General features: G+C 72.0%; 13 protein-coding genes and 1 pseudogene. 8 read left to right on the forward strand and 6 right to left on the reverse strand.

Annotated elements, in window-relative coordinates; translation table 11 throughout:
• The first annotated feature begins 59 nt into the window (after positions 1-59).
• Both V8Z80_RS18025 and V8Z80_RS18030 read left to right on the forward strand, forming a co-directional pair.
• The gene (locus tag V8Z80_RS18025) at positions 60-1067 is read left to right on the forward strand and encodes a Bug family tripartite tricarboxylate transporter substrate binding protein (RefSeq protein WP_336063005.1); all 1008 of its coding nucleotides are present in this window, start codon (positions 60-62) and stop codon (positions 1065-1067) included.
• A gap of 28 nt (positions 1068-1095) precedes the next feature.
• Positions 1096-2010, forward strand: coding sequence for an NAD(P)-dependent oxidoreductase (locus V8Z80_RS18030; protein WP_336063006.1), 915 nt, complete (start codon positions 1096-1098; stop codon positions 2008-2010).
• 53 nt (positions 2011-2063) lie between these two features.
• Here the strand turns inward: V8Z80_RS18030 and moaC are convergent, their stop codons facing one another.
• Positions 2064-2561, reverse strand: coding sequence for a cyclic pyranopterin monophosphate synthase MoaC (gene moaC / locus V8Z80_RS18035; RefSeq protein WP_155192065.1), 498 nt, complete (start codon positions 2559-2561; stop codon positions 2064-2066).
• 171 nt (positions 2562-2732) lie between these two features.
• On the opposite strand from moaC, the gene V8Z80_RS18040 reads away from it, so the two are divergent.
• Together V8Z80_RS18040 and V8Z80_RS18045 are read left to right on the forward strand one after the other, a co-directional pair.
• A complete protein-coding gene (locus V8Z80_RS18040; RefSeq protein WP_155192063.1) occupies positions 2733-3242 on the forward strand; it encodes a peroxiredoxin in 510 nt (169 codons plus the stop codon).
• A 67-nt stretch (positions 3243-3309) separates the two neighbouring features.
• A complete protein-coding gene (locus V8Z80_RS18045) occupies positions 3310-4827 on the forward strand; it encodes an MFS transporter (protein WP_336063007.1) in 1518 nt (505 codons plus the stop codon).
• A 3-nt stretch (positions 4828-4830) separates the two neighbouring features.
• Here V8Z80_RS18045 and V8Z80_RS18050 read toward each other — a convergent pair whose 3' ends face one another.
• Together V8Z80_RS18050 and bioB are read right to left on the reverse strand one after the other, a co-directional pair.
• Entirely contained in the window at positions 4831-5676 is an 846-nt protein-coding gene (locus V8Z80_RS18050) for an EamA family transporter (protein WP_155192060.1), read from the reverse strand.
• Positions 5673-6725, reverse strand: a complete 1053-nt coding sequence (gene bioB, locus V8Z80_RS18055) for a biotin synthase BioB (RefSeq protein ID WP_155192058.1) — start codon at positions 6723-6725, stop codon at positions 5673-5675. Before bioB ends, V8Z80_RS18050 begins: the two co-directional genes overlap by 4 nt.
• Before the next feature lie 297 nt (positions 6726-7022).
• Between bioB and V8Z80_RS18060 the strand changes: the two are divergent.
• Positions 7023-7241, forward strand: a pseudogene (locus V8Z80_RS18060) (DHCW motif cupin fold protein); the annotation flags it as partial.
• A 16-nt stretch (positions 7242-7257) separates the two neighbouring features.
• Here V8Z80_RS18060 and V8Z80_RS18065 read toward each other — a convergent pair.
• Together V8Z80_RS18065 and V8Z80_RS18070 are read right to left on the reverse strand one after the other, a co-directional pair.
• Entirely contained in the window at positions 7258-8061 is an 804-nt protein-coding gene (locus tag V8Z80_RS18065) for an ABC transporter permease (protein WP_336063008.1), read from the reverse strand.
• The gene (locus V8Z80_RS18070) at positions 8061-8687 is read right to left on the reverse strand and encodes an ABC transporter ATP-binding protein (protein ID WP_336063009.1); all 627 of its coding nucleotides are present in this window, start codon (positions 8685-8687) and stop codon (positions 8061-8063) included. The genes V8Z80_RS18065 and V8Z80_RS18070 overlap by 1 nt, the downstream gene beginning before the upstream one ends.
• Positions 8688-8871: 184 nt before the next feature.
• On the opposite strand from V8Z80_RS18070, the gene V8Z80_RS18075 reads away from it, so the two are divergent.
• The 3 genes from V8Z80_RS18075 (at position 8872) to V8Z80_RS18085 (ending at position 12099) form a co-directional block, all read left to right on the forward strand.
• Positions 8872-9969 (forward strand): alpha/beta hydrolase, encoded by a 1098-nt coding sequence (locus V8Z80_RS18075; RefSeq protein ID WP_336063010.1) that lies wholly within the window; start codon positions 8872-8874, stop codon positions 9967-9969.
• Positions 9970-10099: 130 nt separating this feature from the next.
• Complete coding sequence (locus tag V8Z80_RS18080; RefSeq protein ID WP_336063011.1) at positions 10100-11116, forward strand: tripartite tricarboxylate transporter substrate binding protein; 1017 nt, start codon at positions 10100-10102, stop codon at positions 11114-11116.
• A gap of 8 nt (positions 11117-11124) precedes the next feature.
• Entirely contained in the window at positions 11125-12099 is a 975-nt protein-coding gene (locus V8Z80_RS18085; protein ID WP_336063012.1) for an alpha/beta hydrolase, read from the forward strand.
• A gap of 16 nt (positions 12100-12115) precedes the next feature.
• On the opposite strand, the gene V8Z80_RS18090 is transcribed toward V8Z80_RS18085, so the two are convergent.
• Positions 12116-13108, reverse strand: coding sequence for a LysR substrate-binding domain-containing protein (locus V8Z80_RS18090; protein ID WP_336063013.1), 993 nt, complete (start codon positions 13106-13108; stop codon positions 12116-12118).
• Between the last annotated feature and the right edge of the window lie 40 nt (positions 13109-13148).

The following is a 13148-nucleotide window of genomic DNA, read 5'->3' on the forward strand; positions in this document are numbered from 1 at the left end:
TGCTAGAGTCCCCGGCATGACGCAAAGAAGCCCCTACGGAAAAAACCAAGGAGACAGGCATGATGCAAGGGCTATATCCAACGAAACGGCTGCTGCCGCGCGGCCGTCGGCTGCTGGCCGGCGGCGCCCTGGCGCTGGCGGCGCTGGCCGGCCTGCCCGGCGCGGCCTGGGCGCAGGAGTGGCGGCCGCAGAAGAACATCGAGATCGTGGTGGGCTTTGCGCCCGGCGGCTCGGCCGACCAGATCGCCCGGCAGCTGGCCAACGCGGTCAAGGACACCGTGCCGGTGCCCGTGGTCGTGGTCAACCGGCCGGGCGCGGCCGGCGCGCTGGCCGCGCAGCACGTCGCCCAGGCCAAGCCCGACGGCTACACCATGTTCGTGGGCGGCGGCAGCGAAACCACCTCGGTGGGCAACCACCAGAAGATCGCCTACGACCCGCGCAAGGACTTCACGCCCATTCTCAAGGTGGCCCGGCTGCCCTCGGTGCTGGCGGTCAAGGCCGATTCGCCGTTCCAGTCCATGGCGCAGCTGATCGAGGCGGCCAAGCGCTCGCCTGGCGGCCTGTCCTACGGCTCGACCGGCGAAGGCAGCCTGTTCCATTCGACCATGCTGGTGTTCGAGGCCCGCAGCGGGCTGTCCTTCCTGCACGTGCCCTACAAGGGCGCGGCCGACTCGCTGCTGGCTTTGGCCTCCGGCCAGGTGGACATGGCCTTCGGCGCGCCCGAGGAAGTGCGCGGCCTGATCGACGGCGGCCGCATCCGGCCGCTGGCGGTGTTCTCCGACGCCCGCGTGCCCAGCCTGCCCGATGTGCCCACGCTGACCGAGCTGGGCTATCCGGTGGCGCTGGACAACATGAAGGGCCTGATGGCCCCGGCGGGCCTGCCCGAGCCGGTCTACGCCTATCTGCACAAGGTCTTCAGCGAGGCCTTGCAGACCCAGGCCTGGCAGAACTTCAGCCGCAACACGGGCCTGATCACCGACTATGCCGACGGCCCCGCCTTCCAGCGGCAGATCGATGCCGGCTACGCCATGATCGGCGAGGCGCTGGCCGGCGCCGCCAAGCGTTGATTTCTTTGCCTTCAGGAGTCCTGCCCGTATGTCTACCCCGTCTCTTGCCCCGGTCCGTGTCGGCTTCATCGGCCTGGGCGTCATGGGCCGCGGCATGGCCGCCTCGCTGATGCGGGCCGGCCACGCCCTGACCGTCCACAACCGCAACGCCCAGGCCGTCGAGCCCTATGTCGCGCAAGGGGCGCAGGCGGCGGCCACGCCGGCCGAGCTGGCCCGGGCCTGCGGCGTCGTGTTCCTGTGCCTGTCCGACACCGCCGCGGTCGAGCAGGTGCTGTTCGGCCCGCAGGGCCTGGCGCAAGGCGCGGCAAAGGGCACGATCGTCATCGACACCAGCACCATTTCCGCCCAGGCCGCGCGCCAGTTCGCCGCCAGGCTGGCGCAGCAGGGCGCAAGCCTGCTCGATGCGCCGGTCAGCGGCGGCCAGCAGGGCGCGGCCGAAGGCAAGCTCAGCTGCATGGTCGGCGGCGGCGAACAGGCCTTCCAGGCCGCGCTGCCCTATCTGCAGGGCATCGCCAGCCGCATCGTGCGGGTCGGCGAAAGCGGCGCCGGGCAGGTGGCCAAGGCCTGCAACCAGGTGGCGGTGACCGGCGCCATGCTGGGCGTGGCCGAGGCCTTCGCCCTGGCGCGGCGCCACGGCGTGGACGTGGGCGTGGTGCGCGAGGCGCTGCTGGGCGGGGCGGCCCGCAGCGCCGTGCTGGAGAAGAACGCGCTGCGCCTGATCGAGCGCGATTTCGAGCCCGGGTTCCGCACCCGGCTGATGCGCAAGGACCTGCGCCTGGCCTTGCAGGCCGGGCAGGACGGCGGCGCCTTCATGCCCATGGCCGCGCTGGCGCTGCAGCTGATGGAGTCGGCCTGCAACGCCGGCGACGCGGAAGCGGACTGGAGCGCGCTGGCCCGCTGGATAGAAAGCTGCTCGACCCCGGCCGCCCGGGACGGCGGCTAGCGGCGCGCAGGGCGGGGTTCAGGCCTTGGGGGCAGGCCCGCGGCGCCAGGCGCTCAGCCCGCGTCCGCGCGTTTCCATTCGCCGCTTTTGCCGCCGGACTTGTATTGCAGGGCGATCGCCTCGATGACGATGCCCTTGTCGGCGGCCTTGCACATGTCGTAGATGGTCAGGGCGGCCACGCTGGCCGCCGTCATGGCTTCCATCTCGACGCCGGTCTGCGCGCTGGTGCGGCAGGTGGCCTGGATGCGCACCGTGCTGGCGGCCTCGTCCAGCGAAAAATCGATGCCGACGAACGACAGCGGCAGGCTGTGGCACAGCGGGATCAGCTCGGCGCAGCGCTTGGCGGCCAGGATGCCGGCCACCCGCGCCGTATTGAGCACTTCGCCCTTGCCCTGGCCGGGCTGGGTCAGCAGGGCGTAGGCCCGCGGCGTGAGCCGCACGCGGCCGCCCGCCACGGCGGTGCGCTCGGTGGGCGTCTTGGCGCCCACGTCCACCATGCGGATCTGGCCCGAGGCGTCCAGGTGGCTCAGGGTAGGGATGTCGTCGTTCATGATCGTGTCATCATAGTCCAGCTTGCCGGCGCCGCGCCGGGCGGCGGCCCCCGGGTGCCCCGGCCCGGCAGGCGGTAGCAGCGTCTTACAGTGGCGCGCCGCCCGGCATTCTATGATTGCGGCTGAGACGGCGCCAAGGGGCGCCGCTCCCTATTCCATGGAGAAGCGATCATGACGATAAAAGTGGGCGACCGGGTCCCGGACGGCACCTTGACCGAGTTCATCGAAACCGAGACCGAAGGCTGCACGCTCGGGCCCAATGCGTTCCAGGTCGCCGACCTGGTGCGCGGCAAGAAGATCGCCGTATTTGCCGTGCCGGGCGCCTTCACCCCCACCTGCTCGGCCAAGCACCTGCCGGGCTACATCCAGCAGGCCGACGCGCTCAAGGCGGCCGGCGTCGATGAAATCTGGTGCGTGGCCGTGAACGACGCCTTCGTCATGGGCGCCTGGGGCCGCGAGCAGCAGGCCGGCGGCAAGGTGCGCATGCTGGCCGACGGCTCGGCCACCTGGACGCGCGCGCTGGGGCTGGAGCTGGACCTGCAGGCGCGCGGCATGGGCGTGCGCTCGCAGCGCTATTCGGCCCTGCTCGAGGACGGCGTGGTCAAGGCGCTGAACATCGAGCCGCCCGGCAAGTTCGAGACGAGCGACGCCGAGACGATGCTCAAGCAGTTGCGCGCCTGAGGCGCGTCCCATCCGCCGGGCCCCGCCGCGGGGCCCGGCTTGTCCGGCCTCTGCCTCGCGCCATGCCATGCTCGCCACGCTGACTTCCTTTTCCTCGCTGTACCTGACCACCCTGTTGATGATGACCGGCATCGGTCTGTTCAACACCTACATGGCGCTGCGCCTGAACAGCGAGGCCGTCAGCGCCGTCTGGGTCGGCGCGCTGATCGCGGCTTATTACGGCGGCCTGGTGCTGGGCGCCCGGCTGGGCCACAAGCTCATCATCCGGGTCGGCCACATCCGGGCCTACGTGGCCTGCGCGGCCATCTCCACCACCATGGTGCTGCTGCAGACGCTGGTCCTGTCCCTGCCGGTCTGGCTGGGTTTTCGCCTGGTCGCGGGCGTGGCGATGGTCACCCAGCTGATGGTGATCGAGAGCTGGTTCAACGAGCAGACCGAGAACCAGCAGCGCGGCCGGGTGTTCTCCTTCTACATGCTGATCTCCGGCCTGGGCACGGTGATGGGCCAGCTGGCGCTGACCGCCTATCCGGTGCTGGACCTGCGCCCGCTGACCATCGTGGCCATCTGCCAGGCCATCTGCCTGGTGCCCCTGGCGCTGACGGCGCGCTCGCACCCGGCCGCGCAGGTGCCCGCCCCGCTGGACGTGAAGTTCTTCGTCGGCCGCGTGCCCATGTCGCTGGTGGCCCTGTTCGTGGCGGGCAACCTGTCGGGCGCCTTCTACGGCCTGGCGCCCGTATATGCCGCCCAGCAAGGCTATTCCACCTCCCAGGCCGCCATCTTCGTGGCGGTGGCGGTCATGGCCGGCCTGCTGGCCCAATGGCCCATGGGCTGGCTGTCCGACCGCCTGAACCGGGCGCGGCTGATCCGTGTCAACGCCCTGCTCATCGTGATCCTGGTGCTGCCCATGTGGGGCTGGCTGAACCTGCCGTTCTGGCTGCTGCTGGCTTTTTCCGCCGGCTTCGGCGCCTTGCAGTTCACGCTCTACCCGCTGGGCGCGGCCTTCGCCAACGACCACATGGAGGCCGAGCGGCGCGTCGGCCTGGCCGCCATCCTGCTGATGGCCTACGGCCTGGGCGCCTGCCTGGGGCCGCTGGTGGCGGGCCTGTTCATGGATCTTGGCGGCTCGGGCATGTTCTTCGTGTTCAGTTCCTTGTGCGCGGCCATCCTGGTGGCCTTCATGCGGCCCGAAAAGGTCACGGGCGAGCACCGCGTGGACGAGGCGCCGGTGCAGTTCGTGCCCGCGCCCGACGGCCTGCAAAGCTCGCCCATGTCGGCCACCATGGACCCGCGCTCGGATCCGGCGCTGGACGTCTACGTCGAGACGGTGGCGGTGGACAACACCCCGGTCACCGAAACCGAAGGCCCGCCCGCGCCCGCCGCGCCGCCGGCTGCCGAACCGTCTGCCGCCGACCTTCCGGTTGCCGAGCCGCCGCATGCCGGGCCGCCGCTTGCCGGGCCGCCGCTTGCCGAGCCGCCGCTTGCCGAGCCGCCCGCGGCCGGATCGCCGCTTGCCGGGCCGCCGTCGTCCGGCACCGAGCCCGAGGCCGGCTCCGGGCCGCCCGGACCGGCCAAGCCCCAGGCTTGAACGTTACGGGATCAGCACCACCACCGCCGCCACGGCCAGGGCCACGCCCAGCCAGTTGCGCGGCGACAGCCTTTCCTTGAAGAACGCCGCGCCCACCAGCGTACCCAGCGTGATGACGCCGATGTTCATCGCCGAGAACACCAGCGCCGGATCGCTGGGAAAGTGCTGGTGCGCGCGGATGTAGAACAGGATGTTGCCGAAGTTGGCCAGCCCCAGGACCAGCCCGCCGCCGGCATGGCGCCACGACCATTGCACGCGGCGCGCCAGCAGGTAGCCGGTGATGACGATGCCGGCCAGCACGAAGGCGGCCAGCAGCCCGCCCGCGAATTGCGTGCCGGCGCGCGCCATTTGCTTGAACAGGATGTCGATCACGCCGTAGCCCAGCCATACCGCCAGCGGCCAGGCCCAGGCGCCGCGCCCGCCTTCGCCCTGGGGGCCATCCTGGGCGCGTCCCACCAGGCAGGCCAGCGCGGCGAAGGCCACGGCGATGCCCGCCAGCGTCTGGCCCGACAGTGTCTGGCCGAACAGCAGGAAGGCGGCCAGCAGCGGGATGAACAGCGACAGCCGCTGGGCCGCGTCGCTGCGCACGATGCCGGCATGCCGCACCGAGGCGGCCATGGCCAGGAACACGCTGGGCAGCAGCACGCCCAGCGCCAGCAGCACGCCCCAGGGCGTGGCCGGGCGCAGCAGGTTTTCCAGCGTGGGCTGCAGCAGCGCCAGGCACAGCGCCGAGGCCACGGCATAGTTGACCGCGACCGCCTGGCGCACGTCGATGCCGTAGCGGCGCGCCACCTTGAGCAATACGGAAACGAAGACGCTGCAGCAGATGCTGGCGGCGAGATAGATCATGCGGGCTCCGGGGCGGGATGGGTGGCGGCGTCCACGCGCAGGCCCAGCCGCGCCAGCAGGGCCTGGTCGGCCTGTACTTGCGGGTTGGCGGTGACCAGCAGGGTGTCGCCGTAGAAGATGGAATTGGCGCCGGCCAGCAGGCACAGGGCCTGCAGCGATTCGGGCATCTGCTCGCGTCCGGCCGACAGGCGCACGCGCGCGCGCGGCATGGCCAGGCGGGCCACGGCGATGGTGCGGACGAACTCGAACGGGTCCAGCGGCTCGGCCTGCGCCAGCGGGGTGCCGGCCACGCGCACCAGGTGGTTGATGGGCACCGACTCGGGATAGGGATCCAGGCTGGCCAGCTGGTGGATCAGGCCGGCGCGCTCGCGGCGCGATTCGCCCATGCCGACGATGCCGCCGCAGCATACGCGGATGCCGGCCTGGCGCACGCGCTGCAGCGTATCGAGCCGCTCCTGGTAGGTGCGCGTGGTGATGATGCGGCCGTAGAACTCCGGCGCCGTGTCCAGGTTGTGGTTGTAGTAATCCAGCCCGGCCTGCGCCAGCGCGCGGGCATGCTCGTCCTCGAGCATGCCCAGGGTCATGCAGGTCTGCATGCCCAGCGCCTTGACCTGGCGCACGATCTCGGCGAGTGCCTGCATGTGCCGCGGCTTGGGGCTGCGCCAGGCCGCGCCCATGCAGAATCGCTGGGCGCCGGCCGCCTGCGCGCGCCGGGCGGCGTCCACCACCTCCTGCACCGGCATGAGCTTGTCGGCGTCCACGCCGGTGTCATAGTGCGAGGATTGCGGGCAATAGGCGCAATCCTCGGGACAGCCGCCGGTCTTGATCGACAGCAGGCTGGCCAGCTCGACCGAAGCCGGATCGAAATGCTGGCGGTGCACCGCCTGCGCCTGGTAGATCAGCTCGGGAAAGGGCAGGGCGTACCACGCAAGAATGCGCTCGATGGACGGCCCCTGGCGCGCCGGCAAGGGGCTGGCCGCACGCGGGCCAGCCAGCGCGGCGGCCGGGATCTGGGCGGCGGACGCGCCCGGGGAGGGACAGCAGGACATGGGAAGCTCCGGCGTAAGGCGGCAGCGCGCGGGCGGCGCGGCGGCCTGGGTTCGAGTGGCCGGGCGATCTTAGAAGCGGCCCGCCGGGCCGGCAATGCGCCGGGGCGCGGGCGGATCGCCGGCCGTTGGCCGAGCTTGCCGGCACGGGCCGGATGTTTGCGCTAACAGCAGGGCCGCCAGCGCCCATCTTCGGGCACGGCAAAATTGAAATAAATTGTGTCAGCGCCGGGCGGCCCCTCCGTGTTGAAATGCTTGCTTTTCCTTCTTCTCCAAGCCCATGAAACTGAGCGAAACGGTATCCGCGTGCGCATGGTCGAGTACTCGGCCGGCTACCTGGCCGACCATTGGTGCAGCAAGGGACACGTGCTGCTGTGCCTGCAAGGCGAGCTGGAAACCACCTTGCAGGACGGGCGCCGCTTCGTGCTGCGTCCGGGCATGAGCTACCAGGTGGCTGATGACGCCCAGGCGCACCAGTCCCGCACGCGCGAGGGCGCCGTGCTGTTCATCGTGGATTGAAGCGGGGCGTTTCTTTTCAGGCCTTGAGCCGGTCCAGGCGCAGGCGCGACCGGGCATCGCCCAGCCGCCAGAGCGCCAGGCGCACCGCGGCCACCGCGGCCAGCAGGCCGCCGCTGGCCAGCAGCAGCATCAGCAGGATCTGGTACTTGGCCGCTTGCAGCGGATCCATGCCGGCCAGGATCTGCCCGGTCATGATGCCCGGCAGGGTGATGATGCCTGCCGCCGTCATCTGGTTGATCGTCGGCAGGATGCCGGTCAGCACGGCCTGGCGGGCCAGCGGCGCGAAGGCCTGCGCCGGCGCATGGCCCAGGGCCAGGCGCGCCTCGATGGCGGCGCGTTCGCGCCGCACCGTCTCGAACAGGTTGTGCAGCGCCAGGCTGGCGGCATTCATGACCGCGCCCAGCACGATGCCGGTCAGCGGGATCAGGTGGCGCGCATCGTGCCAGGGCTCGGGCCGCAAGGCCGTGTGCAGCGCCAGCAGGGTCACGCCCAGGGTAATGGTGCCGACCACGGCGCCCGCCATGCCCACCGCCCAGCCGCCGGCCAGGCCGCGCCGCTGGCGCGCCTGCACCGCCTGCGTGGCGGCGGCCAGCATGACCGCCACCACCAGCGCGGTCAGCCAGGGGGAAGACAGCGCCAGCACCTTGTCCAGTATCAGCCCGACCAGCAGCAGCTGCGCGACCATGCGGGCGGTGGCCAGCAGCAGCGGACGCTGCACGCCCAGCGCCAGCCTCAAGGACAGGGCGGCGCTGGCCAGCAGCAGCACGGCGGCGGCCGCCAGGTCCCACGGCTGCAGTACGAGAGCCTGTTGCGAGATCACTATCCCTCCATCACTGCCTGCAGGCCGTCCCGCGTCAGCACGTAGCGCTGGTCCGCCAGCCGCTGGGCCTGCGGCGCCTGGTGCGTAACCAGCACCAGGCCCACGCCTTCGGCCTTGAGCTGCAGCAGCGCCTGCTCCATGCGGGCGGCGTTCTCGGCGTCCAGGGCCGAGGTGGGCTCGTCCAGCAGCAGGAAGCGCACGTCGGCATGCAGGGCGCGGGCCAGCGCCAGGCGCTGGCGCTCGCCGGTGGACAGGCGCGCCACGGGCGCATCCAGCACGCTGTCCGGCAGGCCCAGCTGCGGCAGCACGCGGGCCGCGCGGGCGGCATCGCGCAAGTGCTCGCGCACCGTCTCGCCCCACCAGGCCGGCTCGGCCGCCACGTAGGTCACGTGCCGGCGCCAGCGCACCGCGCTCATGCCGGCGCGGTCCTGGTCGCCCAGGCTCGCCTGGCCTTCATGCGGATCGAGATCGGCGATCATGCGCAGCAGCCGCGATTTGCCCGCGCCCGAGGCGCCTTGCACGGCCGCGCAGGCGCCGGGCGGCACGCTCAGGTCATAGGGTCCGTGGCCGGGTTGGCGCAGCGCACGCGCGAGCAGGGCGCCGGCGGCAGGCGTGGAGCGGTTCAAGGGCTGGGCAAGGGACAAAACAAAGGCTGGGCAACAAAGACTGGGCAACAAAGACTGGGCAAGGGACAAAAAGGCCGTGGCGGCCGGCTCCGGCAGTTTAACGACTGCGGCATACACTAGGGCACCCTGGCCGGGACCTGCCGTATCCTTCGCACCGATGATGCCTGCCTGTCCATCCCCTTCGTTGCCTCGCCTGCTTGGCGCCGCGCTGGCCGCCGTACTGCTGGCCGCCTGCGCGCCGCGCTACCAGCCCATGGGGCCGGCCACCGGCACGCCCCGGCTGGCCGGGCAGTCGCTGGTCGCGGCCGACGGCGCCGAGCTGCCGCTGCGGGCCTGGCTGCCCGAGCAGGGCGCGCCGCGCGCCGTGATTGTCGCCCTGCATGGCCTGAACGACTACTCGCAGGCCTTCGACCGCCCCGCGCGCGCCTGGGCGCGGCAGGGCATCGCCACCTATGCCTACGACCAGCGCGGCTTCGGCGCCGGCCCGCGGCCGGGCATCTGGGCCGGCGCCGACACGCTGGCGGCCGACCTGGAAGCGGCGGTGCGGGCGGTCTCGGCGCGCCACCCTGACACGCCGCTGCATCTGCTGGGCGAGAGCATGGGCGGCGCGGTGATCCTGGCCGCGCTGACCGACCCGGCCCCGGGACGCGCCGCCGAACTGGCCGGGCGCATCGACAGCGCCGTGCTCTCGGCGCCGGCCCTGTGGGGGCGCCAGAGCATGAATCCGTTCTACCGCGCCATGCTGTGGCTGAGCGCGCGGCTGGTGCCCGGCATGCGCGTGGAGCCGCCGGCCAACCTGCGCATCACCCCTTCGGACAATCTGGCGATGCTGCGCTCGCTGGGCAGCGACCCGCGGGTGCTCAAGCGCACCCGCATGGATACGCTGGCCGGGCTGGTCGAGCTGATGAGCCGCGCCGAAGAAGGCATGGCCCGCCTGCCCGCCGGGCTGCCGCTGCTGGTGCTCTACGGCCAGAACGAAGAGGTGCTGCCGCGCCCCTCGGTCACGCAGGCGCTCGAACGCTGGGGCCAGGCCAGCCTGGACCGGCCGGTGCGCGTGGCCGTCTACGGGCAGGGCTACCACATGCTGCTGCGCGACGTTTGCGCCCGCGCCGTCTGGCACGACGTCGCGGCCTGGGTCCAGGCGCCCGGCACGCCGCCGGCCTACGGGCTGGGCACCGGGGCCTGGGCGCCGGACAAGCCCAAGGTGGACGGGCCGGCGGCCGACGCAAGAACGGTGGCCTGTCCACAAGGGGTGGAGCAGTTGGACTGGCGGGCCGGTTGACCACGGCACGCATGCTTGCCCTGGGCTGCGGGCGATTCCTTCCCGGAATCCCGATGCCCACTCTTCATCGCATCCTTCCCGTCCGCGTGGGATAGTTGCCGCACCCATAAGCATCCGAGAGGAGACGAACATGAACGAGACGCGCATCGCTATTTCATCCCCCGCCAGGCGCGCCGGCCTGCGCCGCCTGGCCGCGCTGGGCCTGGCCGCCGCCCTGCTGCCCGCCGCCGCCGTGGCCGCGCCCGCGGCCAACTGGCCCAGCAAGCCGGTCCGGGTGGTGGTGCCTTACGCGCCCGGCGGCATTGCCGACATCGCCGCGCGTTCGGTCGCGCAGAAGCTGGCCGAGCAGACCGGCCAGCCCTTCGTGGTCGAGAACAAGCCGGGCGCGGACACGCGCATCGGCACCGAGTTCGTGGCGCGCGCGGCCGGCGACGACCACCTGCTGCTGCTGGCCGGCGGCGGTTTCGCGGTCAACAACGCCTTGTTCGACAAGCTGCCCTACGACACCGCCAAGGACTTCGTGCCCATCGGCCTGGTCGTGTCCAACCCGCTGCTGCTGGTCACCGGCGCCAACCAGCCCTATGCCAAGGTCAGCGATTTCGTCGATGCCGCGCGGGCCGGCAAGCCCGTCACGCTGGCCTCGGGCGGGCGCGGCACGCTCAGCCACATGTCCATGGAACTGCTGGCTTCCAACACCCAGGTGCCCATCACGCACGTGCCTTACAAGGGCGGCTCGGCGCATACGGCCGACGTGGTCAGCGGGCTGGTCTCGGGCATTTTCGAGAATCCCAGTTCGGCCTTGCCGCTGGTGCGCAGCGGCAAGTACGTGCCCATCGCCGTCACCAGCAGCAAGCGCAGCGCGGCCCTGCCTGACGTGCCGACCGTGGCCGAGAGCGGCGTGTCCGATTTCGAGGTCATCAACTGGTTCGGCCTGTTCGCGCCGGCCGGCATTTCCGGCGAGGTGGCCCAGCGCATGGCGCACGAACTCAAGCAGGCGCTGTCCGCGCCGGACCTGCGCCAGCGCTTCGCCAACGATGGCGTGGACGTGGGCGGCCCCATGCTGGCCGACTTCGGCGCCTTCGTGGCCGACGAAACCGCCAAATGGGGCGATATCGTGCAACGCCGCGGCATCCGCGGCGACCAGTGAGGCAAGCCGTGTCCGCCATCGAGCCGTCCCCGCTGCCGCCCGCCATCGACGCCGAACTGCAGTCCTTCCTGGCGCTGATCGCCGGCATCGAGGCCGATGAGCCCGCCGACCCGGCCCATCCGCTGGCCCGGCGCCGGCGCATCGGCGAGCGTGTCGCCCAGGCGCTGCCCCAGGGCCCGACCCTGGCGGTGCGGCGCCAGGACCTGGATTGCCCCGCGCCCGGGGGCCATGCCATCGCGCTGCGCCTGTACCACCCCGGCCCGCCCTCGGGCACGCCCGCCGGGCTGATGGTGTATTTCCATGGCGGAGGCTGGACCGTGGGCGATATCGCCAGCCACGACAAGCTGTGCGCGCGCCTGGCGCACGAGACCGGCTGGCAGGTGGCCAGCGTGGACTACCGCCGTGCGCCCGAGCATCCCTATCCCGCGCCGCTGGACGATTGCTGGCAAGCCCTGCAATGGCTGCTGGCCCAGCCGCGGCAGGGGCCGGGCGCGGCAGGCCGGCCCGTGGCCCTGGGCGGCGACAGCGCCGGCGCGCACCTGGCGCTGGGCTGCGCCATGCGCGCCGTGCAGCAGGGCGGGCCGGCCATCGACCGGCTGCTGCTGTTCTATCCGCCGGTGCGGCCCGATACCGATACGCCCAGCATGCGCCAGTTCGCCCAAGGCCCCGGCCTGACCGCGGCGGCCATGCGGGCCTATTGGCAAGCGTATGCCGGCGCCGCCCCGGCCGACGACCCCATGCTGGACCTGACGCGCTGGCGGCGGCTGGCCGAACTGCCGCCGGCCGTGGTCATGACGGCCGAATGCGACGTGCTGCGCGACGAGGGCGAGGCCTATGCCCAGGCGTGGCGGCAGGCGGGCGGGCGCGTCACGCTGATGCGCGCGCGCGGCATGACGCATGGTTTCGCCCGCATGCTGACCGCCAGCGCCGCGGCCTGCGCGCATGTGCGGGACGCCTGCCGGGCGTTGCTGCAGGCGCGGTGATCCTGGCGCGGCGCCGTCATGCCCGCGGCGCCGCGCGGCCTGGCTGGCGCCGTGCCGGGCCGCGGGCCGGCTGGTAGGCCACGCTGATCGAGACGCTGGACAGCCATTCCTGCACCAGTTCGTCGGCGCGGGCCTTGAGCCAGTCGCCCACGGTGCGCAGCGCCGCCGGCGCCTGGCCGTCGCCGTCGCGCAGCACCAGGTAATAGCCGCTGCTGCCCACCATCACTTCGTCGAAGGGCGCGGCCAGCTCGCCGCTGGCCAGGTGCTTGCGCACCAGCAGGCGCGGCACGATGCCCACGCCCAACTGCGCGTGCAGCGCCTCGATCATCACCGAATAATGGTCGTAGGCCTGCCCGGCCGGGGGCAGTTCGAGCCCGGCGCCCATCGCCTGGCTCCACTCCGACCAGGCGCTGGGGTACAGCACGTGGCTCAGGCGCCTGACCGCGTGCAGGTCGGCCGGCTCGGCGATGCGGTGCGCCGCCAGCAAGGCGGGTGCGGCCACCACGCACATCTCGCGCCCGAACAGGTAGCGCGCCCGCACGCCCTGCCACATGCCCGAGCCGAAACGGATCTCGGCATCCAGGTCCAGCCGGGACGAGGGCGTGCTCAGCAGCCTGGGCGTGAGCCGCAGGTCGATCTCGGGATGCTCGCGGGCAAAGCGCGGCAGCAGCGAGATCAGCCAGAACTGCAGGACGGCCGGCGGCGCCAGCAGGCTGACCATCTGCTGCTCGATGGGCGGGCTGGCGATGCGCTCGGCCGCGCGCAGGATCTGTTCCAGGGCCGGCTCGACGGCCTGCAGGAACTGCCGGCCCGGCTCGGTCAGGGCCACGCCCCCGGCCCGGGTGAGCAGGGGCACGCCCAGGTTGTCCTCCAGCAGGGCGATGTGCTTGCTGACCGCGCTCTGGGTCAGGTGCACGCTTTCGGCCGCGCGGGTGAAGCTGCCCAGCCGGGCGACGGCGACGAATACCTGCAGCGTGGCCAGCGAGAAGGCAGGGCGGTGGAAGTTCATCGGGCGATGGTAACCCGCCCGCCGGCCCGCCGCGCGGCCC

The sequence above is a fragment of the Orrella sp. JC864 genome, assembly GCF_037026685.1.
In the GTDB taxonomy this organism is placed as follows: domain Bacteria; phylum Pseudomonadota; class Gammaproteobacteria; order Burkholderiales; family Burkholderiaceae_B; genus Orrella.

What these genes read in the sequence shown, in the direction of transcription:
- V8Z80_RS18025 (WP_336063005.1), top strand. Translation starts at nt 60, where the DNA reads ATGATGCAAGGGCTATATCCAACGAAACGGCTGCTGCCGCGCGGCCGT.
- V8Z80_RS18030 (WP_336063006.1), top strand. Translation starts at nt 1,096, where the DNA reads ATGTCTACCCCGTCTCTTGCCCCGGTCCGTGTCGGCTTCATCGGCCTG.
- moaC (WP_155192065.1), bottom strand. Translation starts at nt 2,561, where the DNA reads ATGAACGACGACATCCCTACCCTGAGCCACCTGGACGCCTCGGGCCAG.
- V8Z80_RS18040 (WP_155192063.1), top strand. Translation starts at nt 2,733, where the DNA reads ATGACGATAAAAGTGGGCGACCGGGTCCCGGACGGCACCTTGACCGAG.
- V8Z80_RS18045 (WP_336063007.1), top strand. Translation starts at nt 3,310, where the DNA reads ATGCTCGCCACGCTGACTTCCTTTTCCTCGCTGTACCTGACCACCCTG.
- V8Z80_RS18050 (WP_155192060.1), bottom strand. Translation starts at nt 5,676, where the DNA reads ATGATCTATCTCGCCGCCAGCATCTGCTGCAGCGTCTTCGTTTCCGTA.
- bioB (WP_155192058.1), bottom strand. Translation starts at nt 6,725, where the DNA reads ATGTCCTGCTGTCCCTCCCCGGGCGCGTCCGCCGCCCAGATCCCGGCC.
- V8Z80_RS18080 (WP_336063011.1), top strand. Translation starts at nt 10,100, where the DNA reads ATGAACGAGACGCGCATCGCTATTTCATCCCCCGCCAGGCGCGCCGGC.
- V8Z80_RS18090 (WP_336063013.1), bottom strand. Translation starts at nt 13,108, where the DNA reads ATGAACTTCCACCGCCCTGCCTTCTCGCTGGCCACGCTGCAGGTATTC.